General features: G+C 64.0%; 16 protein-coding genes and 1 pseudogene. 5 read left to right on the top strand and 12 right to left on the bottom strand.

The window, feature by feature from the left end; translation table 11 throughout:
• Window positions 1–101: 101 nt before the first annotated feature.
• The 5 genes from menD to ACFVSI_RS15145 all read right to left on the bottom strand — a co-directional run bounded on the left by menD (window position 102) and on the right by ACFVSI_RS15145 (window position 6461).
• On the bottom strand, window positions 102–1811 hold the full coding sequence (menD, locus tag ACFVSI_RS15165; protein ID WP_387825191.1) for a 2-succinyl-5-enolpyruvyl-6-hydroxy-3-cyclohexene-1-carboxylic-acid synthase: 1710 nt from the start codon (window positions 1809–1811) through the stop codon (window positions 102–104).
• An 86-nt stretch (window positions 1812–1897) separates the two neighbouring features.
• Window positions 1898–2473, bottom strand: a complete 576-nt coding sequence (locus tag ACFVSI_RS15160) for an SOUL family heme-binding protein (RefSeq protein ID WP_387825188.1) — start codon at window positions 2471–2473, stop codon at window positions 1898–1900.
• 153 nt (window positions 2474–2626) lie between these two features.
• Window positions 2627–4717 (bottom strand): PhoX family protein, encoded by a 2091-nt coding sequence (locus tag ACFVSI_RS15155; RefSeq protein WP_387825185.1) that lies wholly within the window; start codon window positions 4715–4717, stop codon window positions 2627–2629.
• 76 nt (window positions 4718–4793) lie between these two features.
• Complete coding sequence (locus ACFVSI_RS15150) at window positions 4794–5813, bottom strand: o-succinylbenzoate synthase (RefSeq protein ID WP_387825182.1); 1020 nt, start codon at window positions 5811–5813, stop codon at window positions 4794–4796.
• A gap of 60 nt (window positions 5814–5873) precedes the next feature.
• A complete protein-coding gene (locus tag ACFVSI_RS15145) occupies window positions 5874–6461 on the bottom strand; it encodes a hypothetical protein (protein WP_387825179.1) in 588 nt (195 codons plus the stop codon).
• A gap of 115 nt (window positions 6462–6576) precedes the next feature.
• Between ACFVSI_RS15145 and ACFVSI_RS15140 the strand changes: the two genes are divergently transcribed.
• The 3 genes from ACFVSI_RS15140 (at window position 6577) to ACFVSI_RS15130 (ending at window position 8952) form a co-directional block, all read left to right on the top strand.
• On the top strand, window positions 6577–7185 hold the full coding sequence (locus ACFVSI_RS15140) for a DUF2510 domain-containing protein (protein WP_387825176.1): 609 nt from the start codon (window positions 6577–6579) through the stop codon (window positions 7183–7185).
• Window positions 7186–7200: 15 nt separating this feature from the next.
• Window positions 7201–7839 carry a DUF2510 domain-containing protein gene (locus ACFVSI_RS15135; RefSeq protein ID WP_387825173.1) on the top strand — a complete coding sequence of 213 codons (639 nt, stop codon included), beginning with the start codon at window positions 7201–7203 and terminating at the stop codon, window positions 7837–7839.
• Window positions 7840–7902: 63 nt separating this feature from the next.
• Complete coding sequence (locus tag ACFVSI_RS15130; RefSeq protein ID WP_387825170.1) at window positions 7903–8952, top strand: LacI family DNA-binding transcriptional regulator; 1050 nt, start codon at window positions 7903–7905, stop codon at window positions 8950–8952.
• Between the two features lie 21 nt (window positions 8953–8973).
• Here ACFVSI_RS15130 and ACFVSI_RS15125 read toward each other — a convergent pair whose 3' ends face one another.
• Genes ACFVSI_RS15125 through ACFVSI_RS15110 form a run of 4 tightly spaced genes read right to left on the bottom strand, consistent with a single transcriptional unit; the run spans window position 8974 to window position 13631 of the window.
• The gene (locus ACFVSI_RS15125; RefSeq protein ID WP_387825167.1) at window positions 8974–10341 is read right to left on the bottom strand and encodes a glycoside hydrolase family 32 protein; all 1368 of its coding nucleotides are present in this window, start codon (window positions 10339–10341) and stop codon (window positions 8974–8976) included.
• Between the two features lie 28 nt (window positions 10342–10369).
• Entirely contained in the window at window positions 10370–11242 is an 873-nt protein-coding gene (locus ACFVSI_RS15120; RefSeq protein ID WP_387825164.1) for a carbohydrate ABC transporter permease, read from the bottom strand.
• 8 nt (window positions 11243–11250) lie between these two features.
• Window positions 11251–12216, bottom strand: a complete 966-nt coding sequence (locus tag ACFVSI_RS15115; RefSeq protein WP_387825161.1) for a carbohydrate ABC transporter permease — start codon at window positions 12214–12216, stop codon at window positions 11251–11253.
• Window positions 12213–13631: an ABC transporter substrate-binding protein gene (locus ACFVSI_RS15110; RefSeq protein WP_387825158.1), complete on the bottom strand. Its 1419-nt coding sequence runs from the start codon at window positions 13629–13631 to the stop codon at window positions 12213–12215. The genes ACFVSI_RS15115 and ACFVSI_RS15110 overlap by 4 nt, the downstream gene beginning before the upstream one ends.
• A gap of 155 nt (window positions 13632–13786) precedes the next feature.
• Here ACFVSI_RS15110 and ACFVSI_RS15105 point away from each other — a divergent pair, with 155 nt between their 5' ends.
• Window positions 13787–14698, top strand: a complete 912-nt coding sequence (locus tag ACFVSI_RS15105; RefSeq protein ID WP_387825155.1) for a phosphatase PAP2 family protein — start codon at window positions 13787–13789, stop codon at window positions 14696–14698.
• 30 nt (window positions 14699–14728) lie between these two features.
• On the opposite strand, the gene ACFVSI_RS15100 is transcribed toward ACFVSI_RS15105, so the two are convergent.
• Window positions 14729–14956, bottom strand: a complete 228-nt coding sequence (locus ACFVSI_RS15100) for a hypothetical protein (protein WP_387825152.1) — start codon at window positions 14954–14956, stop codon at window positions 14729–14731.
• Between the two features lie 228 nt (window positions 14957–15184).
• Here ACFVSI_RS15100 and ACFVSI_RS15095 point away from each other — a divergent pair, with 228 nt between their 5' ends.
• Entirely contained in the window at window positions 15185–16510 is a 1326-nt protein-coding gene (locus tag ACFVSI_RS15095; RefSeq protein ID WP_387825149.1) for an acyltransferase, read from the top strand.
• A gap of 9 nt (window positions 16511–16519) precedes the next feature.
• On the opposite strand, the gene ACFVSI_RS15090 is transcribed toward ACFVSI_RS15095, so the two are convergent.
• Together ACFVSI_RS15090 and ACFVSI_RS15085 are read right to left on the bottom strand one after the other, a co-directional pair.
• On the bottom strand, window positions 16520–17737 hold the full coding sequence (locus ACFVSI_RS15090) for an MFS transporter (RefSeq protein WP_387825146.1): 1218 nt from the start codon (window positions 17735–17737) through the stop codon (window positions 16520–16522).
• A 255-nt stretch (window positions 17738–17992) separates the two neighbouring features.
• A pseudogene (locus ACFVSI_RS15085) lies at window positions 17993–18844 on the bottom strand (cell wall anchor protein); the annotation flags it as partial.

Here is an 18844-nt window from a genome sequence, read left to right as displayed (position 1 = left end):
GGCACCCAGCAAGGGTGCCGCCCGCCTTCCGTTTCCCCAACGCTCTCTCACATCCCGCCCCTTTGCCGCCGACGCTCAATCACGTCCTACCGGGAAAGGGCTCAACCGGCTGTCAAAACCTGGCCAACAGCCCCGCTGATCGCGTCCTTGATCCGGGCATGAAGTCCACGCAGCCCTGCCCGGTCCACCCGCACCTCCACAATGGTGCGCCCCTTCAGCGGTGCCTTGAGTGCGTCGGCGAGTTCCGCCGTCGTACTGACCGCTTGGTGCCCGACGCCGTACGCCGCCGCGAGTGCCGCGATGTCCACTGAGTGCGGGGTGCCAAAGAGGCGTTCGACGGCGGTGCCGTAGGCGCCCGAGTCTTCCACCGCACCGTGTTCGAGAAGGCTGAAGATAGCTCCGCCGGAGTCGTTGAGCACCACGATGCGGAGGTCCGGAGTGGGTTCGCCATGGCCCAGGAGCAGTCCGCCGGCGTCGTGCAGGAAGGTGACATCGCCCAGCAGGACGGTGGTTTCGCGTCCGCTGCCCAGGGCAATTCCCGTGGCCGTGGCGATGGTGCCGTCGATGCCGGCGAGGCCGCGGTTTGCGTAGACGGTGGCGATGGGTTCGTGGTGCGGTTGGCCGGCGAGGTCGACGTCGCGGATGCCGTTGGAGGAGCCGAGGACCAGTTGCCCGCGCGAGTGTTCCCACACGGCTGCACCCACGGAGGGACCGTTGGCCGTACGCTCCCCCGCGAGGACTCCGTCCAGGGCATGCTGGGCAGCGGCCCCGGCCAGAAGCCAGGAGTCCAGCCATTCCGCGGGCCCGCGGCCTGCGAAATCTGCCAGCTCCGGGAGCGTCTCGACAGGTGTTTCGCGGCGGCGACCGGCCTCATACCAAGCGACCGGGACGGGCTGGTAGATCGCGGATTCCACGGATTCGCGTGCCAGGAGTGCGGCAACAGGGCGGGACAGTGTGGCCCGCCCGAACAGGACCACGCGTTCGATGTGGGTTGGCGAACCCGGACCGAAGTGCTCCAGCAACACCCTGTACGGCCCCACCGCGTTGGGTCCGAAGCGGGCGTTCGAGGACGGTTCCGCCAGCAATGGAAGGCCGTGCGCGCGGGCGAAGGCTTCGGCCACGGGACCGGCGTCGTGGCCTGCGAGGACCACGGTGCGACGCTCCGGGAGGTCGCTGGGTGCCGCCGGAAGGTCCAAAGCCTGGGGGCCGGCGTCGTAGTGGAACACGCCGTGTCCTTGTGCGTCCGGCAGGGAGTCTCCCGCCCCCGGGATCAGCGGATCGCGGAACGCCAGGTTCACCTGGACGGGCCCGGGCGGAGTGTCCTCGAGTGCGCCCGTGGCGGCGTAGAGCGCGGTGGCCACCGCTTTCTGCGGATTCTCCCCCGCGGCGACATCGACGGCGAAGCGAACGTGCTCACCGAAAAGGTCCAGTTGGACGGTGGTCTGGTTCGCCCCGGTACCGTGGAGTTCCTCGGGGCGGTCCGCCGAAAGGACTACCACCGGAACGGCCGAATGGTTCGCTTCCATCACAGCCGGCAGCAGGTTTCCCACAGCGGTGCCGGAGGTCGTCAGGACGGCGACGGGAGCCTCGGACGAAAGGGCCAGGCCTAGCGCGGTGAATCCCGCGTCGCGTTCATCAATCCGGACATGGAGTCGGATCCGGCCAGCCGCTTCTGCTTCAGCCAGCGCATACGCCATCGGCGCTGACCGCGAACCCGGGGCCACCACCGCGTGCCGCACGCCGCCGTCGAGCAGTGCAGTAACGGCGATCCGGGCGGCGGCGATGGATGTCAGAAAGTCCTGGGAAGTCACCGTTCCAGTCTATGGGCGCTCGTCCTTCCCCAACGCTCGCTCACATCCCCCCACCTTCCGGCCAACCCTCACGCACATCTCCGCGGTCAGGGCTCTTCGACGTCGATCACGACCTCGTTGTGGCGGAGGAACCATGGTTTGAAGGGAGGATCGAAACGTGCGAACCGCGGAGCCCCTGCAGGCGACAGGCCAGCCAGTTGGAGGGCCTCAAGCAGCGCAACACTATGGCGTTGAAACGCTGTAGCTGATCCACTCCCAGAGAACCGGGCGACAGCCGTCAGGGACCCTGGTACCTCGCGGACTTTGACCCTGGGTTCGTCGGGGACAGGGGCGCTATCTACTGTCACTCCAGGCGGCAGGACGAAAGCCACGACGTAGTCTTCGACTTCGCCTCTCGGGACAGGACCGCTCTGCAGAACGGGCGCCGTCATGACCATTTCCTCGGATGATGCGTTCTCTTGTAGAACGGGCGCGGTCATGGACAGCTTCTGCCGGGCTTTGTTACTGCCGCTGATGTAGTTAAAGAGGGAGCGGAAGGCCTCGTTTGCGGCGCGATCAAACGCGGCATGCACTTGAACCTCCGCGAGAACATGCGCCGGATACCGGCGCAGTTCGAAGTGAGGATAGCGCTTGACCAGATCATACGGCTGCTGTTCAGTCATGGTGGGATTGACCCTACGCCGGTGTCGCGCAGCCCGCCATAGTCCGGGAACGTGAGCGAGCGTGCGCCCAAAACACGCGGAACGTGAGCGAGCGTCAGGAACGCCGAAGCGCTCCCCTATCTCCAGAGATAAGGGAGCGCTTCAGCGGATCAGTTACTTACGGAACACCTGCACGATGGACGGGCGGGGTGCCCGCACCGCACCAGGCGCAGGAGTGGCCCCGGCGGGTACGTAATCCGGGAAGTACGAGTGGGGCGCGTCGAACGTGCCTTCTTCGCCCGGGTGCTGGACGGCGACGAACACCGTGCGCTCTTCGTCGTGGACGATCGGACCACAGGTCTCGGCGTCGCGGGGAACGGCCAGGAACTGTTCCACCTTGCCGCGCTCCGGGCCTTCGAGGGTGACCTTGAACAGACCATCGTTGTAGCCGATGGTTGACGGAGCACCGTCGGTGGAGATCCAGAGGTTGCCTACGGAGTCGAACGCCACGTTGTCCGGGCAGGAAATCGGCGAGACCTTGTCGGCCGGGAACCCCGAGAAGTACGTGGAGCTGTTCTTGGAGGGGTCGCCTGCAACCAGCAGGAGGGTCCAGTTGAACTTGGTCCCGGTTTGGCCGGGACCTTCCGTGATTTCCACGATGTGGCCGTCCCGGTTGAGTGTGCGCGGGTTGACCTCCGTCGCGCCTTCCTTGCCGGCCTTGCCACGATCGGAGTTGTTGGTGCAGGCCACGTAGATCTTGCCGGTGAGCAGGCTGGGCTGGACGTCCTCACAGCGGTCCATCTTGGTGGGGCCAACCTTGTCCGCGGCCAGACGGGTGTAGACAAGAACCTCGGCCACGGACATACCGGGCACCGCCGAGGCACCGCCAACCACCAGCGGCAGCCACTCGCCCGAGCCGTCGAACGCTCCGTCGGCGGGGAGCTTGCCGCTGCCATCGATCTCGGCAGCAGGCGAGTCGCCGGTGAAGCGGGCCACGTACAGGTCACCTTCGGAGAGCAGGCTCATGTTGTTCTTGCGAGCTGCCTTGGAGTCGCCGGGCTGGTACTTGCCCTTGGAGACGAACTTGTACAGGTAATCGAAGCGCTCGTCGTCACCCATGTAGGCCACAACGCGGCCGTCCGGGGCAAGAATGACGTTGGCGCCCTCGTGCTTGAACCGTCCCATGGCGGAGTGTTTCCGGGGAGTGGAGGTGGGGTCGAACGGATCAACTTCGACGATCCAGCCAAAGCGGTTGCTTTCGTTGGCATATCCGGAGTTGCGGGTGTCAAAACGTGGCTCGTCGAGCTCCCACTGGCGGGTGGTCGGCTTCGATGAGAGACCGTAGCGCTTGTCTCCGTCGCTGGTTCCGGGTGCTGCAAAGTAGCCGTTGAAGTTTTCCTCACCGGAGAGGATGGTGCCCCAGGGGGTGGTGCCACCCGAGCAGTTGCCAAGGGTGCCCTTGATGTAGCGGCCGGCCGGGTCATCGATGGTCTTGACCAGGTTGGTGCCTGCAGCCGGACCGGTCAGTTCATAGACCGTGTCGGTGAGGAAACGCCGGTTCAGGGCAGCACCTTGAACGTAGCTCCACGGCTTGTTCTTGTTTTTGCGTTCCAGCTCCACGACTGCAAGGCCATGTGCGGCGCGGCCGATGGCGCGTGCTTCCGCAGCATCGAAGCCGACAGGCAGCATGATGTTCTCGTTGGTGTACTCGTGGTTGGTGAAGAGCACGGCACGGCGATCCTTGGAATCGGGGATCGGCAGGATGTCGGTGTAGTCGTTGTTGTAGCCGAACTGGCGTGCCTGGGCTGCGGCCGTCTGCTTGGTGATGTCGAAGGCGGGTGAGTCCGCGAACAGAGGGTCACCCCAGCGGATGATGGGGTTCCAGCCGAAGCCCTCCGGAACGGTAAAGGCATCGACGGCGGCATCGACAGGCTTGATGGCAGTGAACTGGAGCTTGGACTTGTCGAAGCCCTTCCTTGCAGCGTCGGACAGTCCGTTACCGGCATCGGCGACGGCGGAATCGGTACCTGTCACGGCACCTCCAAGAACGACGGCGAGCGCTCCTGCTGCGCCGAGGCCCAGTGCCGCGCGGCGGGACATCGCCGTGGAGGCAATATCGCGGAAGTAGCCGTTGGCGCTGGTGTTGCAGACGTCGCCTGCACAGGCGTTGTCGCACTTGAGCGCACACGTCACCGCACTGCGCTTACCCTTGGTGTGGCCGAGCATGGGCAGCAGCGGGAACTTGCGGCCGGTGGTTTCAGACATGGGGGGACCTTCCAGAGTGTGTACGAGGATCCCGACGAGCCTTTCAGCGCAATCCAAAGCTGAGTGGTCTGCCCGGTTAAGACCCGGTGAACAACCCGTGCCGGTCCGTGGCCAAGACGGCGTGGACGCGCCGGAGCCGGTCCAGCCACCAATCCCGGCGTTCCCCGGAGGCCGCAAACTGCTCCAGCAGCCCGGCGTCGGCGCTGACATCCCGCAACCGGATGGCGCCGTCGTCGGCTACCAACGGATCCGCAGTGATGTCTGAGGCGAAGAGCGAAACGGTTCCCAGCCCGCAGGCATATGGCAACGCTGGAAGTGCTGCCGCGAGCGCCAGGCCCCCGCGGATACCCACGGAGGTGTCCAAGGCGGAACTGACGACGGCGGGCAGCCCGGATTGTTCGACGATGGCCAAGGCCCGCCGCACTCCCCCGAGGGGCGCCACCTTGACCACGATGAGGTCGGCCGCGCCAGCGCGTGCCACACGCAAGGGGTCATCTTCCTTGCGCACACTCTCATCCGCGGCAATGCGGACAGGGGTCGCCGTGGAAGATACCCGCCGCCGCACCTCAGCCAATCCATCAATGGTGGGAACAGGTTGTTCGGCGTATTCAAGCCCGTATGGAGCCAGCACCCTGAGTGCTTCAACGGCTTCCTCGACGTCCCACCCGCCATTGGCATCCACCCTGATGGCGGCCTCAGGAAGCTCCCGGCGGACTGCTGCTACTCGCGCGAGGTCGTCGGACAGTTGTTGTCCCTTTTCAGCGACCTTGATCTTGACAGCATCCACGCGCCCGAACCTGGCCAGGACGTCGGGAACGCGATCAGCAGAAACTGCCGGAACCGTCGCATTAACCGGAACCTCGGCCCGCAGAGGTGCCGGGAACCCCAGCCAGCCCGCCTCCAAGGCGGCCGCCAACCACCGGGAGGATTCGTCGTCGTCGTATTCCGGGAAAGGACAGAATTCTCCCCACCCCCGCGGCCCGCGCAACAGAAGAGTCTCGCGCTCCATGATGCCCCGGAACTTCACGCGCATGGGCAACGAGACCACATAGGCGGAATCAAGGAGATGTTCAAGCTCAGGGAGGCGTTCAGGCATATTGCCACTGTACCGGCGGCCTTTCACGCCGCTGCGAAGGAAAGTGGGCTATGTGGAAAACTACTCCGACCAGTACGTACGCACTTCTTCGCGGGCCCGGGCAAGAGGCTCAGCAGGCACAATCAGGGAGCCCTCCGGCAACCCCGCATCATCCCACTTTGCAACGATCTGCAGGTCACCTTCGGCGGGCCGCGGCCACAACCAATACTGGGCAGAACCCTCTGCCTGCTCGTCATCGGCACTGCTGCCACCGCCTTCCCGCGGCACCAGGACGGGTCCTGGAATGTCGAGGGAGCCTTCCACCATGGAAGGATCCCCGGCGAAGGCTTTGCGACCATCGGGCAGCGCAACCCCGATGAGGATGCCCGGCAAGCCGGGTCGCTCGAAGCCGCGCTCCATCACTTCCCGCCACCCCGATTCGGACTCTTCGGAGCGCCGCACGGACCATACAAGATCCAGAATGCATCCCGTGGAAAAGACCTCGACCGCTTTGAGCGCCACTACCGCGTTGGGGCCGCGGAGTACAAAGCCTCCGGAAGGCACCATGCCCGGCAGCTCGTCCGACGGCGGCCCGGACCATGCCGGCCGGCTCAGCTGCGGTTCACGTAGCCCGGCGGGGGCCTCGGGGAGGTCGTCGAAGAAGCTCATGCTCCATCCATACACCGCCACATAAGCTCTGGGGAAGGTCACCTGACAACCGAGAGGCAGCAACCGCGATATTCTCGAAGTCACAACACGATGTGGGGGAAACATGAGTCAAGCGATGCCCGGTTCAACAACGCCTCCCGGTTGGTACCCGGACCCGTCATTCCCTCAGCGGATGCGGTGGTGGGACGGTGTGCAGTGGACACCGCATCTTGCCCCAGCCACGGCGCAGACCATGCCTGTCCAGCGCGTTCTCATCAGCAACCAGACGCCGGTGTACAACCCGTTCATTTGGGCGATCACGTTGCTCCCGCTCGTCACGCTCCTCCTGATGCTCACCTGGCAGCCAGAGTTCCGCATCATCACAACGCGCCAAGGCACCACCACCGTCGACCCGACGTCGATCTACTCCCCCGGATATTTCTTGCTCCAGGGCGTCGGGTTCGTCACGTACGGGCTATCGGTTTTCTTCGCGTTCCTTGATCGCCAGCGCCTTGCGAATTCGGGAGTGATCCGACCGTTCCACTGGGCCTGGTGCTTCCTGAGCCCCACGGTTTACATCATTGGCCGGACCGTGATCGTTCGGAAGGTAGCTCTTGGCCGGGGTCTCGCCCCGATCTGGGCCATGATCGGAACCTACATTGTGTCGCTGATCGTGGTGGGCATTTGGATGGCCAATTTCATGTCGCAGATCTACTCGCAGATTGGCTACTCCGTAAACGCCTAACGCCCAAGGGACGCAATGACTGACGCCTCAGCGCCGGGCCCGCTTTCGAGTCCCACCACGACGCCGGAACCTGGCTGGTACGCCGATGCTGCGGACCCACGGTACTTCCGTTGGTGGGATGGCTCGGCCTGGACACAACATATAGGGCCACCGGCTTCGCCGTTGCTCAACCAGCGCCCAGCCCTCCGCCCGGGGACTCCGGTGTACAACGCCTTCGTCTGGGTCGTCGCCGGGCTGCCGTTGCTTCCAGCGGTGCTCGTCCTGGCATGGAACCCACAGGTCCGCTTCGTGACATCATCCACAGGCGATCCCGTTCCTGATCCGTCGTATTTGTTGGACGCCGGGTACTTCCTGATCATAGGGTCCTTGGCATTTGTCTACCTGGCATCGGTTGTCCTGGCATTCTTCGACTACCGGAGCCTGCGAAGTAAAGGGGTGGTTCGGCCATTTCACTGGGCCTGGGCTTTTATGTACATGGGCAGCCTGGTGTACATGATCGGGCGCACGGTGGTGCTCAATAAAGTCGCCCCAAGACGCGGATGGGTGCCCATGGCTGTACTGATTGCAGGGTGGTTGCTCTACATGGTCCTGGCCAGCCTCAAAAGCATGGAGTTGATGCGCTCCGTTTTCTCGGGCATGGGCTACGGGGCCTGAGCCAGTAATGCGCCCTCACACGCGTTAGGTAGACTGCTGACTAAGCGCCAGGAGAGGAAGCCGATGAACCGCAAGGCCACCGCATTGGACGTCGCCAAGAGGGCCGGCGTGTCCCGAAGTGCGGTCTCACTGGTCCTCAATGGGCGCGGCGACGGAAACGTGGCCAAGGAAAGCCAGGACCGCATCCGCTTAGCGGCGCAGGAATTGAACTATTCCCCCAATGCCATCGCCCTGAGCCTGAGGAACCAGCGGTCACGTGTCATTGGCATCGTCTCTGACGCCGTTGTGGTGAGTCCTTTCGACGGCAACATCATCGGCGGCGCGGACGACGTAGCGCGCAGCCGTGGCTTCGTCACCGTTGTCATGGACACGGAAAGCGATGCCGCCCGGGATGCCAGTGCCATCGAAACCCTCCTGGACCGGCAGGTTGATGGCCTGATGTATGTGACCGTGGGCTTGAAGCCAATCGAGATCCCCCAGGGCATGCTCCGCGTCCCTTCGGTCTTGGCCAACTGCTACGACGAACACCCCCAACCGCAGCTTCACCACGTCATCCCGGACGAAGTCACCGGCGGCCGCGAAGCCACGGAACACCTGTTGCAACTGGGCCACCGGGATATTGCTCTTGTGGCCGGCGCCGGTGAAGACCCTGCGGCTCCCCTTCGCGTGCAGGGTTACAGGGACGCCTTTGCCCGCGCCGGGGTCAGCTTCAGGGAAGACCGGATCACACACGCAGGCTGGGACATCAACGACGGCTTCACCTGGGCCATGCGCCTGCTCGACGACGTGGATCCCGGCGACCGGCCAACCGCCATCATGTGCGCCAACGACCGCCTGGCCATAGGGGTTGCGCTGGCGGCGTCGCGTCTGGGCCTCAGCATTCCCGGCGACCTGTCCATCATGGGCTACGACGATGAACACCGCATTGCCAGCACCATGGTCCCCGCACTCACCACCATGGCCCTGCCGTTGCGGGAGATCGGCCAGGCGGCCATGACAGCACTTTTGCGAACCATTGAGGGCGAGGAAAGTACGACGGCGGCCCCCACCATGGAGACGCTTGTCCCCTGCCGCTTGGTGGTGCGTGAGTCGACGGGCCCAGCACCACGCTGAGCCCGTCGTTGCGAGGCCCGCTCAGCGAGGCAGTGCCAACTCCCACACCTCGGCAGTCGCGCCATCGGGAAGGGTAAGTGTCCACGATTCCCCGGGCGCGGGGTAGGCCCGGACGGTGGTGGCCACTGAACCGGAACGGTACACCTCCACCAGCGAGGCATCGATAAAGATCCGAAGCTCCTCCCCCGCGACCAGATCACCTGCATAGACCACCTGAGAACCGGCGCCCAGTTCCAGGGAAACAGTGCCGGAACCGGACACCAGCACCTCGGCAAACCCTGGAACCACCACGGATCCGCTGGCCCCCGAAACCACTGAAGCACCCCGGTAAGCCCCGATCTCCGGCGCAGGAGCAACTGCCAGCGCACCGTCAACCACAGACAGAACGCGGGGATACGTCAAAACACCCGACCATCCGGCGTCGTCAATTTCTTCCTGCGTGCGGCCACGGCGGCCGTCGCGTCCGGGGCCTTCGTTGGCCCAACCGAACAGCAAAGCCGAAGCGGAAGAACCATAAGAAAGCTGCACGATCTGCGGTGCGTAGAAGTCGCGGCCAAGGTCGGACTTCCCGCCCGAGACAGGAGCAAACACCGGCAGCCCGGTCTCGGGATCGGCCGAAAGAGAACCGATCAAGTGCCCCACACCGTTTGCGTGCTCGTGATCGTCGCCGGAGAGCCACAGCGAGAACATCATGACCCACGTGGAGCCGCCGGAGGCTACCGGCACCTCCACCAACTGTGGGCACTCCCAAATCTCGGCCGGCGTGTGCTCGGCTGCGACAGGGTTGGCTGTGGTGAGCCAAATCCCTTGGTATTTCCAATCGTCAAGGGATTCCACGGTGTACAGCAGCAAGGCGGCGCGCCCGTCGGCCAGTCCGGCACCCTGCATGGCATAGCGGGCACCGTTGAAGTGGAAGATAAAGGGATCACGCACAGCGGTAACCAGAGGATCGGCGGGCATGGAGGCAGCGACGTGTCCGTCCTGCTCCCAGGTCACCAGATCCGAGGACCCTCGTGCAATCACCACTTGCGAGTGACCGCCGTGGTCTTGCACACCGGAGTATGCGGCAGTCGGCACGCCGCCATCTGAGGTCACCACGCCAGTCCAGCACCCCGCAGAGTCCGGCCCGCCCGCTTGGGGAACCAGTGCCACCGGGTGTTCTTCCCAGCGGACCAGGTCCGGGGAGCTCACATGGCCCCATTGGATTTGGTGATGCCGGGCGGACAAGGGGTTGTACTGGAAGAACACGTGGTAGCGGCCGTCGATGAAGCTGACCCCGTTGGGGTCGTTGATCCAGCCCTGCGCCGGACGCGGGTGGAACCTCGGGAAGGCAGGGTCCGGGTGCGTCGAGGCGGCCAACAGGGAATCAGAGAGTGCAAGGTCCGTCAACGGAACCCCTTTCGGAATGAAGAAGAAACTATTTGCCCGTGCCTGCGGTGAGCCCGTCCTGCAGCGCACGCTGGCCGAACATGAACACCACCAGCGCGGGAATCATGGAGAGGACAACGCCGGCCAGGACCACGGAGATGCTGCCGGTGCCAAGGTTGCCCTGGAGCGACACCAGACCCAGCGGCAAGGTGAAGTTCTGCTCGGAGATGGTCATGATGAGCGGCCTGAAGAACTCGTTCCAGTGGAAGTTGAACGCCAGGATGCCCACGATTGCCAGGCCCGGCATGGCCAACGGCGCGTACACGGAACGGAACGTCCGCCACGGCGAGGCGCCGTCGATGGCGGCCGCTTCAGCGAGCTCTCCCGGCAACCCCAGGAAGTACTGGCGCATCAGGAAGGTGCCGAACGCCGTCGGGATGGCGGGAATGATCAGCGCGAGCAGCGTGTCCGACAAGCCGACGCCGCGGATCAGCATGAAGACAGGGACGATCGTCACCTGCGCCGGCACCATCATGGTGGCCAGGACGATCGAGAACAGCGCCCCGCGCCCACGGAAACGGAGGTGCGCGAAGGCGTAGCCGGCAAGGGCTGCCGTGATCATCTGGCCCACCGCGATCAACCCGGTCACCAATGCGCTGTTAACTACCAGCGCCACGATGTTGAGCTGCTTGAACACTTGCTCGTAGGAGGTCAGGTCCGGATTGAGCGGCAGGAAGGCGGGCGGCAGCTGGAAGGATTCCGACGGCGGACGCAGCGACGTGGACAACGTCCACAAGACGGGACCCAGGACAAAGACGGACGCGATCAGCAAGACGATGACGCGCACGGCCACTGACCAGTCGCGCTTCCTCCGGGTGACTACGGGCGCCGTGGTGGTGACACGTTCTTGGATGGTGGTCATGGCGGGCCTTACTGGTAGAAGACGAATCGTTTGCTGAGCCGGAATTGAAGGGCGGTGATGCCCATGATGATGAGCGTCAGGATCACGCCGATCGCGGAGGCCTGGCCGAATTCGAGGCGCTGGAACGCTGACTCGAAGATCACCATCACGGCGGTGCGCGTCGAGTCGCCGGGTCCGCCCCGGGTGAGGACGTAGGGCTGGTCGAACACCTGCAGTGCGTTGATGATGGCCATCACCGAGGCCACCAGCGTGGTGGGGCTCAGCAGCGGCAGGGTGACGTACCAGTGCTTGCGCCAACCCGTCGCCCCGTCAATGGACGCGGCCTCGTAGGTTTCCACCGGAATCGACGCGAGACCGCCGATGAACAGCAGGAACGAGAAACCGAAGTTCTGCCATACGTAAACAAGAATGACGACGGCGGCCGACCCACCTGGCGTGGTCAGCCACGGAACCCCTGGGATACCGACGATCGACAACAACCAGTTCACGACGCCGAACTGCTCGTTGAACAGGTAGCGCATGAAGATCGACACCGACGCAGCGGACAGGATCAGTGGGAAGAAGAAGGCCGAACGGAAGAACACCCTCAGCCATGACGGCAGCTTCTCCTGCACCATGATGGCCAGGCCCAGGGCCAAGGCGAGCTGCAGCGCCACGGCAACCACGACGAACACAATGGTGTTCAGGAACGACACCCGGACGGTGGGGTCTTGGACTACCTCGGCAAAGTTGTCGAACCCTACAAAAGTCGGTGCCGAGATGATGTCCCAGCGGAAGAAGGCGAGCGCGATCGAGGCGACGATAGGCAACAACGTGAAGATGCCCATGCCCGCAATGGTCGGCGCCAGGAAGGCCCACGGGAGCCAGCGCTGCTGGACACGGCCCCTTTTGGAATCCTGCGGGGATTTGCGTGCAGCTTGCCGGCGGCCCGGCTCGCTGCCAGTCCCCGTAGCTGTACTTGTTGCCGCACTCATGGCTGCCTCCTCAGGGCCAGTTCAAGGTCACGCTGCATGGAGTTGAGCGCGTCCTTGAGTTGGCGCTCGTCACCGCTGACAGCCAGGCTTACGTTTTTCATCAGGGCGGTCTCGACGGCGGCCTGCTGGGGTGGCGCCGGAATGGGACCTGTGGTGGGGAAACGGTCCAGGGTGTCGTAGAAGACCTTCCAATGCCGGGGCCCCGTTCCCGCGTAGAGCTGCTCGTTAACCATCGAGCGGCGTGCGGGTGTGGTGTTCGGCGTGGGGAACACGATCCGCATGGCCTCAAGGCTCGAGCTGAACTTCACCCATTCCCAGGCGGCGTCCTTGTCCTTGGCGGTCTTCATGATCGCATAGCCAGCGGTGCCGAACTGGTGCCGCTGGGTCCGCCACTTGGGGAAGAACTGGACGTCGAATCCGTCCTCTGTCATCCCCGCCTCATCGAGGCCTTGGACCCAATAGCCGCCCGCCGGCGTCGTACCTATGCGGTTGGAGGCGAACAGACCGATCAGTGAGCTTCCGCCGCCTTCCTCGGGACGGACGCCGAGTCCGTCCTTGACCAGCCCGCGGAGGTAGTCGAAGGATTCGAAGACCCGGGGATCGTCGGCGTTGGGTTCGAGCCACTGGTAGCCGCCGGAGCGGAGGCCTCGGGAAGGGTCGTTGGCATAGAAGCCGTCCCACAACCATTCGCCGCCGCCGGACTTGGTTTCCTTGAGGAAACTCGTGTCATTGGCGTAGAGCCACGGGACCACTCCGCCGAAGAGCCTGTTGGTCCAGTAGTACGGCGTGAAGTCCTTGGGGTTCGCCTTCTTCATGGCGGCAAGGGTGGCCCGGAAGTCGTTGTGCGTCCAGTTGTCCGACGGCCGCTCCAAGCCAGCTTGCCGGAGCGCCGTGGTGTTGTAGTACATGTTGGCGGCGTTCCAGTCGATGGGAAGCTGGAACAGGCTGCCTTTGTACATGAAGGCTTCCACCAGGCTGGGGTGGACGTCCGCGAAGTACTCCTTCATGTGCTCGGCATCGCGACGGAGGTACTCGTCCAACGGGTGGGCAAGCTTCTCGGCGAAAAGCTGCGCGCCCTCCGTTGCCACATACACAACGTCCGGCGGAGTCCCGGCGGCCACCATGGTGAGGATCTTGGTGAAGAAGTCTTTCCAGTCCACGGCCTGGATTGCTTGGACCTTGACCTTGATCTCAGGGTGGACCTTGGCGAAGGCGTCGATGACCTTCTGGCGGGCTGCGGCGTCTGCGGCGGTGCCCATGATGGCGATGCTGAGGCTGTTATCTCCCCGGCCCGGGATATCGGCGCCGGTCAAGCGCGGCCACGACGCCGCAGTCACTCCGACAATTCCGGCGCCGAGGGCTGTGAGGGCACTTCTACGTGTGAATTCGCGCAAAGCCCCATTGGTTCCCGACATGTCATTTTCCTTCCCTAACACGTGTTAGGAAGCGTATGCCTGCCACCTAACACGTGTCAAGTGTCACAGAATTGTTGCTTGCGCCTCACTGACCCCCGCCACACTGGGTTCCGATTCACATGAGGCGTCCAGCGAATTGTGGCAGTCTAGACAGAATGAGTTCCCAGCAATTCCGCACCAGCGGGAGGTCGAGCAAACGGCCGCTTGAAGCGCGCGCCGCAGGCAGTGGCACAGGTTTTCTCTTTTGCCTGGCCACCATCGCCAGCATCGTGGGCCTCGCGGCAACGTACTACTTCTTTGTGCGAACCACTCCCGGCCAGTTCATCGACGAGTCGGCACTGGTGGAAGCCACAGCCCTCAGCGGAACGGCAGGCCGGGCCTCCACTGAATTCCTGGACATGCTCCCCCTGCTTTCCCTCGCGATTGCCACTGTCATGGTGCTGTTCGTGACCGTCGCCCGGCGCCGTTGGAGGGCTGCGGGAATCGCTGTTGCCGCCTGTGTCGCCGCCAACTTGGCCACGCAGGTCCTCAAGTTCTTTATCCCCGACCGCCCCGACCGCGGAGTACAGACCCTGGAGTTGAACTCACTCCCCTCGGGTCACACCACCCTTGCCGCGTCGGCTGCGGCAGCTGTGTTTCTCATGGTCTCCCCCCGCTGGCGTCCCCTGGCCGGCTTTCTGGGAAGCACTTTCGCTGTGGCCACCGGTGTCTCCACCCTCATCAACCAGTGGCACCGCCCCGCCGACGTCATCGCCGCCTTCCTGGTGGTGGCCGCGATAATGCTCCCCGCTGGCTGGCTTGTTCTGCGCACCGGAAGCAGCTGGAACGTTTGGAAGGGCTACGGCGAGCATTGGGCCGCATCCCGGGCCTGGGTATGGCTTACTGTCGCCGCCCTCCTGATCGCCTTGATGATCGCCGGCTACTCACTGCTGCAGGTGATGCCAGGACTCAGCGCCGACAGCACCATCGACTACTTCTGGGCAGGCACAGCCTTCATAGCCATCGCTGGATACCTATCAGCGCTTGGCGGTACGTGGCTGTTCGGCCTGGCGGCCCGTAAGAACTAGAGGCTCGACGGCGGCGCACCGCCGCCTGCTTCAGCCCTCGGTAGCGTCGCTGCGCACCCGGCGGGCCTGCTCGCGGATGAAGGCGCGGTCCTCATCCGTCAGCACGGTGGCCCCATGGATATCCACGGCACTGTCGTCGCCGGTTTGTTCCTTAATGATGGTCGTAACAGTCCGCGGCACCATCACGCTGCCGGGATTATCGATGAGCCATTGCTGCGTTTGAGGAGAAAGCTGATTCCAAAATTCCCTGATGTGCATAGCGATCAGCGCTTCCGTTCTTGATTGGTGGGATATGGCGGGGACCCCTCGATGCACTGCCTCAAACTCGGGAAATTGGCCGGGTCCTCCCCACTAGGCTACGACGGGAAAGGCCGATCCTGACCCGGTCGCGCCCAACGTTTCCGTGAATTACGTCGACGAATCTGCTCTGGTGCGTTACAGTTACTCCAATCGATGGACAAATAATGGATATCTCCAGGAGCCCCCATGTCTTCCACCCTGAAGCCCGGTTTGCTCGGCGACACCCCTGGCCTCCCTGCGTCACGTGACCTCGTAGTGGACTTCATCCGGGTAGCCTGCATGTTTGCCGTAGTTGCAGTCCATCTGCTCATGATGGGCATCAGCGTGGACGACTCCGGCATCGGCGTGGACAACCCACTGACCTCCCTCAGCTGGTTCGCACAGGGCACGTGGTTTGGCCAGGTCATGCCGCTCTTCTTCGTTGTGGGCGGTTTCGCGTCCTTGACATCGTGGCGAAGCCTGCGTCGAAAGGGCGGTGACGCCGGTGACTACCTGAGGAACCGTGTGCTGCGGCTGGTTCGTCCTACCGTTGCGTTGTATGCGTTCCTCACCCTTGCGTTGTGGAGTGCGACGGCGGCCGGCGTGCCGGGCGATCTGCTCGCCGTCATCGCTGCGGGCACGGGGGTGCAATTATGGTTCCTTGCCGCGTACCTGATCTGCCAGGCCATGGTGCCCACGATGGCGAAACTTCACCAGGCCGCACCGTACCGGACCGTCGCCGCGTTGGCCGCGGGCGCCGTCGTCGTGGATGTTTTCCGCTTGGGCTTGGAGCACAATCCCTGGGGCTTGGACTCAAACCCGATCGGGCTACTGAATATGGTGTTCGTATGGGGGATGTTGCAGCAGCTGGGGTTCTTCTACGCCGATGGGTTCTTTGACCGGTTTGCGCGTTGGCAGCTGGTTCTTGCTGCGGCTGGTTGCTATGCGTCGTTGGTGCTGTTGACGCATTCGGGTCCCTACCCGGTGGACATGCTGACCAGCCAAAACCCACCCATGTTTCCCCTGATCCTGGTTGGGCTGGCCCATGTGCTGCTGGTGAAGGCCTTCTACCCGGTGCTGCAGCGGTGCGTGCAGCTCGGCTGGGTCCAGAAGGTGATGTTCGTCGTGGGCAGCCGGGCGATGACCATCTATCTGTGGCACTTGCCGTTGATCATCGCGATGTTCGGGATCGCCCTGCTCCTGCGGCTGCCCTTCCCCGAGCCCGCGAGTGCAGACTGGTGGCTCAGCCGGCCGGTCTTCTACGTGGCGGCGTGGGCCTTGGTGCTGCTGGTCTCCATGCCCTTGGTGCGTCTGGAGCTCGCAAGCACCGCACTGGCCCCAGGTGCCTATCGGCCTGCGATGTGGAGGATCGTGGTTGCGACTGTGTTGGCCATCATTCCGCCGTTCGTGGTGATGCGCACGGCCCTTGGCGCGGTCAACGCTACATGGGGGTTGGTCCTGCTGGTGGTTGCTGTGGTTCTGGTGACGGGCAAGGTGCCCGGCCAGGCGTGGAAGCAACCCGTTGCTGCGTGAGCCTGGCCTTCAGTAGTTGCGGCGGTGCTTCAGCCGTGGAATTGCGACGGCGAACACCACTGCCGCTGCGAAGCCCAGTATCCCTGTGGCCCAGATACCGGCGGAGAGGGAGACCGCAGCCGTCAACCCGGACAGCAGCACAGGTCCCCCGGTGGCGCCAGAGTCCGCGATGAATCGCCAGATTCCCAGGAAGTGGCTGCGCCCGTTGTCCGGCGAGAAGTCAGCGCCCAGTGTCATGATCAGCCCTGAACTGATTCCATTACCGAAGCCGATCAGCAACGCGACCAGAAGCAACGGGACAAAGCCGGCAGTGAACGGGATCAGGATCAGCGCAGATCCCATGATCACCGTGGACGGAACGGCCACCCATTGCCGGCCCTTCCTGTCCATGAGTTTCCCTGCCGGGTAGAAGACCAGCATGTCGATCGCTCCGGACAAGCCGTACAGCAGTGAGGCGTGGGTGGCGTCGAGACCCAGATGCTCTGCCCACAGCGGGATCACAACCTGTCGCGAAGCACGCAGTGCACTCAGCAGCAGGATGCCGAAACCGACACTCAGGAACACCCCTGCATGCGATGCCGCGACGCTCCGCAGCGTCGACGCCGGAGGGCGCGGGCCGCCGTCGGACGTCTCGGGCGCAACCAGATCCGGGATGGTGAGCGATAAGGCTGCCGCCGCCATCATCCCCGCGAAGCCAACCCAGTACGCGCCGCTGATGCCCGCGAACTGCATCACGCCGGCACCAACGAACGGTCCAATGAAGATGCCGATCCTGGTGACGCCGCCCAAAGTGGACAGGGCACGCGCGCGGAAGATGACCGGTACGGCCTCGGTGAGGAATTTCTGCCGGGCAAGGTTGAAGACGCTGGCGGACATCCCCACCAATGTCATGGATGCCGCCAACAGCCAGAGCCCGTGGTCAAGCTGCGGGGCAAACGCTGCCGCGCCAAGCGCCATGGCACCCAAAGCACCGGCACCGACGATCGACCATCGCTCGCCGAATTTCTCGGTGATGATCGAGGCCGGGATGTTGAAGACCCACGAACCCAGTCCAATGAGCGTCACGATCAACGCTGAAACGGCCACCGACGCGCCAAGGTCCCTTGCCGAAAGCGCAATGACCGGCAGGACCGCCCCTTCACCGATACAGAACAGCAGCGCCGGCCCGAAAGCCGGGAGGGCAACACTGCGAAGGCTGAAGCTCTTGTCTGCTTGGGTGGTGGTCATCCCTTTCATCCTAGGACCAGGGGAAGTGCCCCGCTGCCTTTCGTGGTCTGGCGCGCACCCTTACGTGGGCTGGCCCGCACCCGTACGCGCCCGACGCACCCTTTCGTGGGCTGGCGCGCACCCGTACGCGCTCGGCGCACCAGAGGTTACGGGTGCGATCGGCGGCAACGGGTGCGCGGGTTTGACACGCGGTTGTTGCGGCTCCGAGGACCGGAGCCGCAACAACTGGATGCGAAGCGGAATTACCGCTCAGCCCTAGCGACGGCTGGCTACTGCCTTCCGACGACCAAGGGCGGTCAGTACCAGGCCCATGAGGAGCATGGCTCCCGCCCAGAGTACGAAGCCGTTGTTCAGACCAGTTGCAGCCAAGGTGTTGGCACTTCCGACGGCGGTGGACGCTGCCGCGGTCACGGAACCCTTGGTAGCAACCAGTGTGTGAACACTGCCCGCGGTCTGGATGGTTCCGCCCGTGAGGCTTCCGTTAGCAGCGCCACCGTTCGTTGCGCCGCCCGTTACGGGGCCACCGATGGGCTCATCATCACCAGTTTCTCCACCGGTCGAGGGGCTTCCGGTGATCGGGGTTTCGGTCGGCGGGGTGACAACCGGAGGAGTAACTACCGGCGGGGTGACAACCGGAGGAGTAACTACCGGCGGGGTGACAACCGGAGGAGTAACTACCGGAGGGGTGACAACCGGAGGGGTTACGTTGCCGGCAGAACCGCCACCGATGCCCACCGAAGTCGAGCCAATGGTGACGGGAGCGGTGATCGGAACGATCAGCTGCGTACCTGCAAGGACGCCGTCGGAGCCGGTCGTGGTGGCACCTGGCGTGCTGCCTGTACCGCCCGTGGTACCGTTCGAACCCGTGCTCGTTGCCGAGGAATCACCCAACACACCAGCACCAACCGAACCAACGTTCACCGGAGCAGTAATCGGGGCAACAACCTGAGTCCCCGAACCAACGCCATCAGAACCGGAAGTGCTGGCACCTGACGTGCTGCCTGTGCTACCAGTGGTGCCGTTCGAACCCGTGCTCGTGGCCGAGGAATCACCCAACACACCAGCACCAACCGAACCAACGTTCACCGGAGCAGTAATCGGGGCAAC

The organism is Paenarthrobacter sp. NPDC057981 (assembly GCF_042886835.1).
GTDB lineage: Bacteria > Actinomycetota > Actinomycetes > Actinomycetales > Micrococcaceae > Arthrobacter.
Note: the sequence above shows the minus strand (reverse complement) of the source record. Positions and strands in the feature narration are given on the sequence as shown.

Excerpts from the sequence above, each read along its gene's own strand:
- ACFVSI_RS15160 (WP_387825188.1), bottom strand. The coding sequence starts at position 2,473 with ATGACTGAACAGCAGCCGTATGATCTGGTCAAGCGCTATCCTCACTTC.
- ACFVSI_RS15155 (WP_387825185.1), bottom strand. The coding sequence starts at position 4,717 with ATGTCTGAAACCACCGGCCGCAAGTTCCCGCTGCTGCCCATGCTCGGC.
- ACFVSI_RS15150 (WP_387825182.1), bottom strand. The coding sequence starts at position 5,813 with ATGCCTGAACGCCTCCCTGAGCTTGAACATCTCCTTGATTCCGCCTAT.
- ACFVSI_RS15145 (WP_387825179.1), bottom strand. The coding sequence starts at position 6,461 with ATGAGCTTCTTCGACGACCTCCCCGAGGCCCCCGCCGGGCTACGTGAA.
- ACFVSI_RS15140 (WP_387825176.1), top strand. The coding sequence starts at position 6,577 with ATGCCCGGTTCAACAACGCCTCCCGGTTGGTACCCGGACCCGTCATTC.
- ACFVSI_RS15135 (WP_387825173.1), top strand. The coding sequence starts at position 7,201 with ATGACTGACGCCTCAGCGCCGGGCCCGCTTTCGAGTCCCACCACGACG.
- ACFVSI_RS15130 (WP_387825170.1), top strand. The coding sequence starts at position 7,903 with ATGAACCGCAAGGCCACCGCATTGGACGTCGCCAAGAGGGCCGGCGTG.
- ACFVSI_RS15120 (WP_387825164.1), bottom strand. The coding sequence starts at position 11,242 with ATGACCACCATCCAAGAACGTGTCACCACCACGGCGCCCGTAGTCACC.
- ACFVSI_RS15115 (WP_387825161.1), bottom strand. The coding sequence starts at position 12,216 with ATGAGTGCGGCAACAAGTACAGCTACGGGGACTGGCAGCGAGCCGGGC.
- ACFVSI_RS15110 (WP_387825158.1), bottom strand. The coding sequence starts at position 13,631 with ATGTCGGGAACCAATGGGGCTTTGCGCGAATTCACACGTAGAAGTGCC.
- ACFVSI_RS15105 (WP_387825155.1), top strand. The coding sequence starts at position 13,787 with ATGAGTTCCCAGCAATTCCGCACCAGCGGGAGGTCGAGCAAACGGCCG.
- ACFVSI_RS15100 (WP_387825152.1), bottom strand. The coding sequence starts at position 14,956 with ATGCACATCAGGGAATTTTGGAATCAGCTTTCTCCTCAAACGCAGCAA.
- ACFVSI_RS15095 (WP_387825149.1), top strand. The coding sequence starts at position 15,185 with ATGTCTTCCACCCTGAAGCCCGGTTTGCTCGGCGACACCCCTGGCCTC.
- ACFVSI_RS15090 (WP_387825146.1), bottom strand. The coding sequence starts at position 17,737 with ATGACCACCACCCAAGCAGACAAGAGCTTCAGCCTTCGCAGTGTTGCC.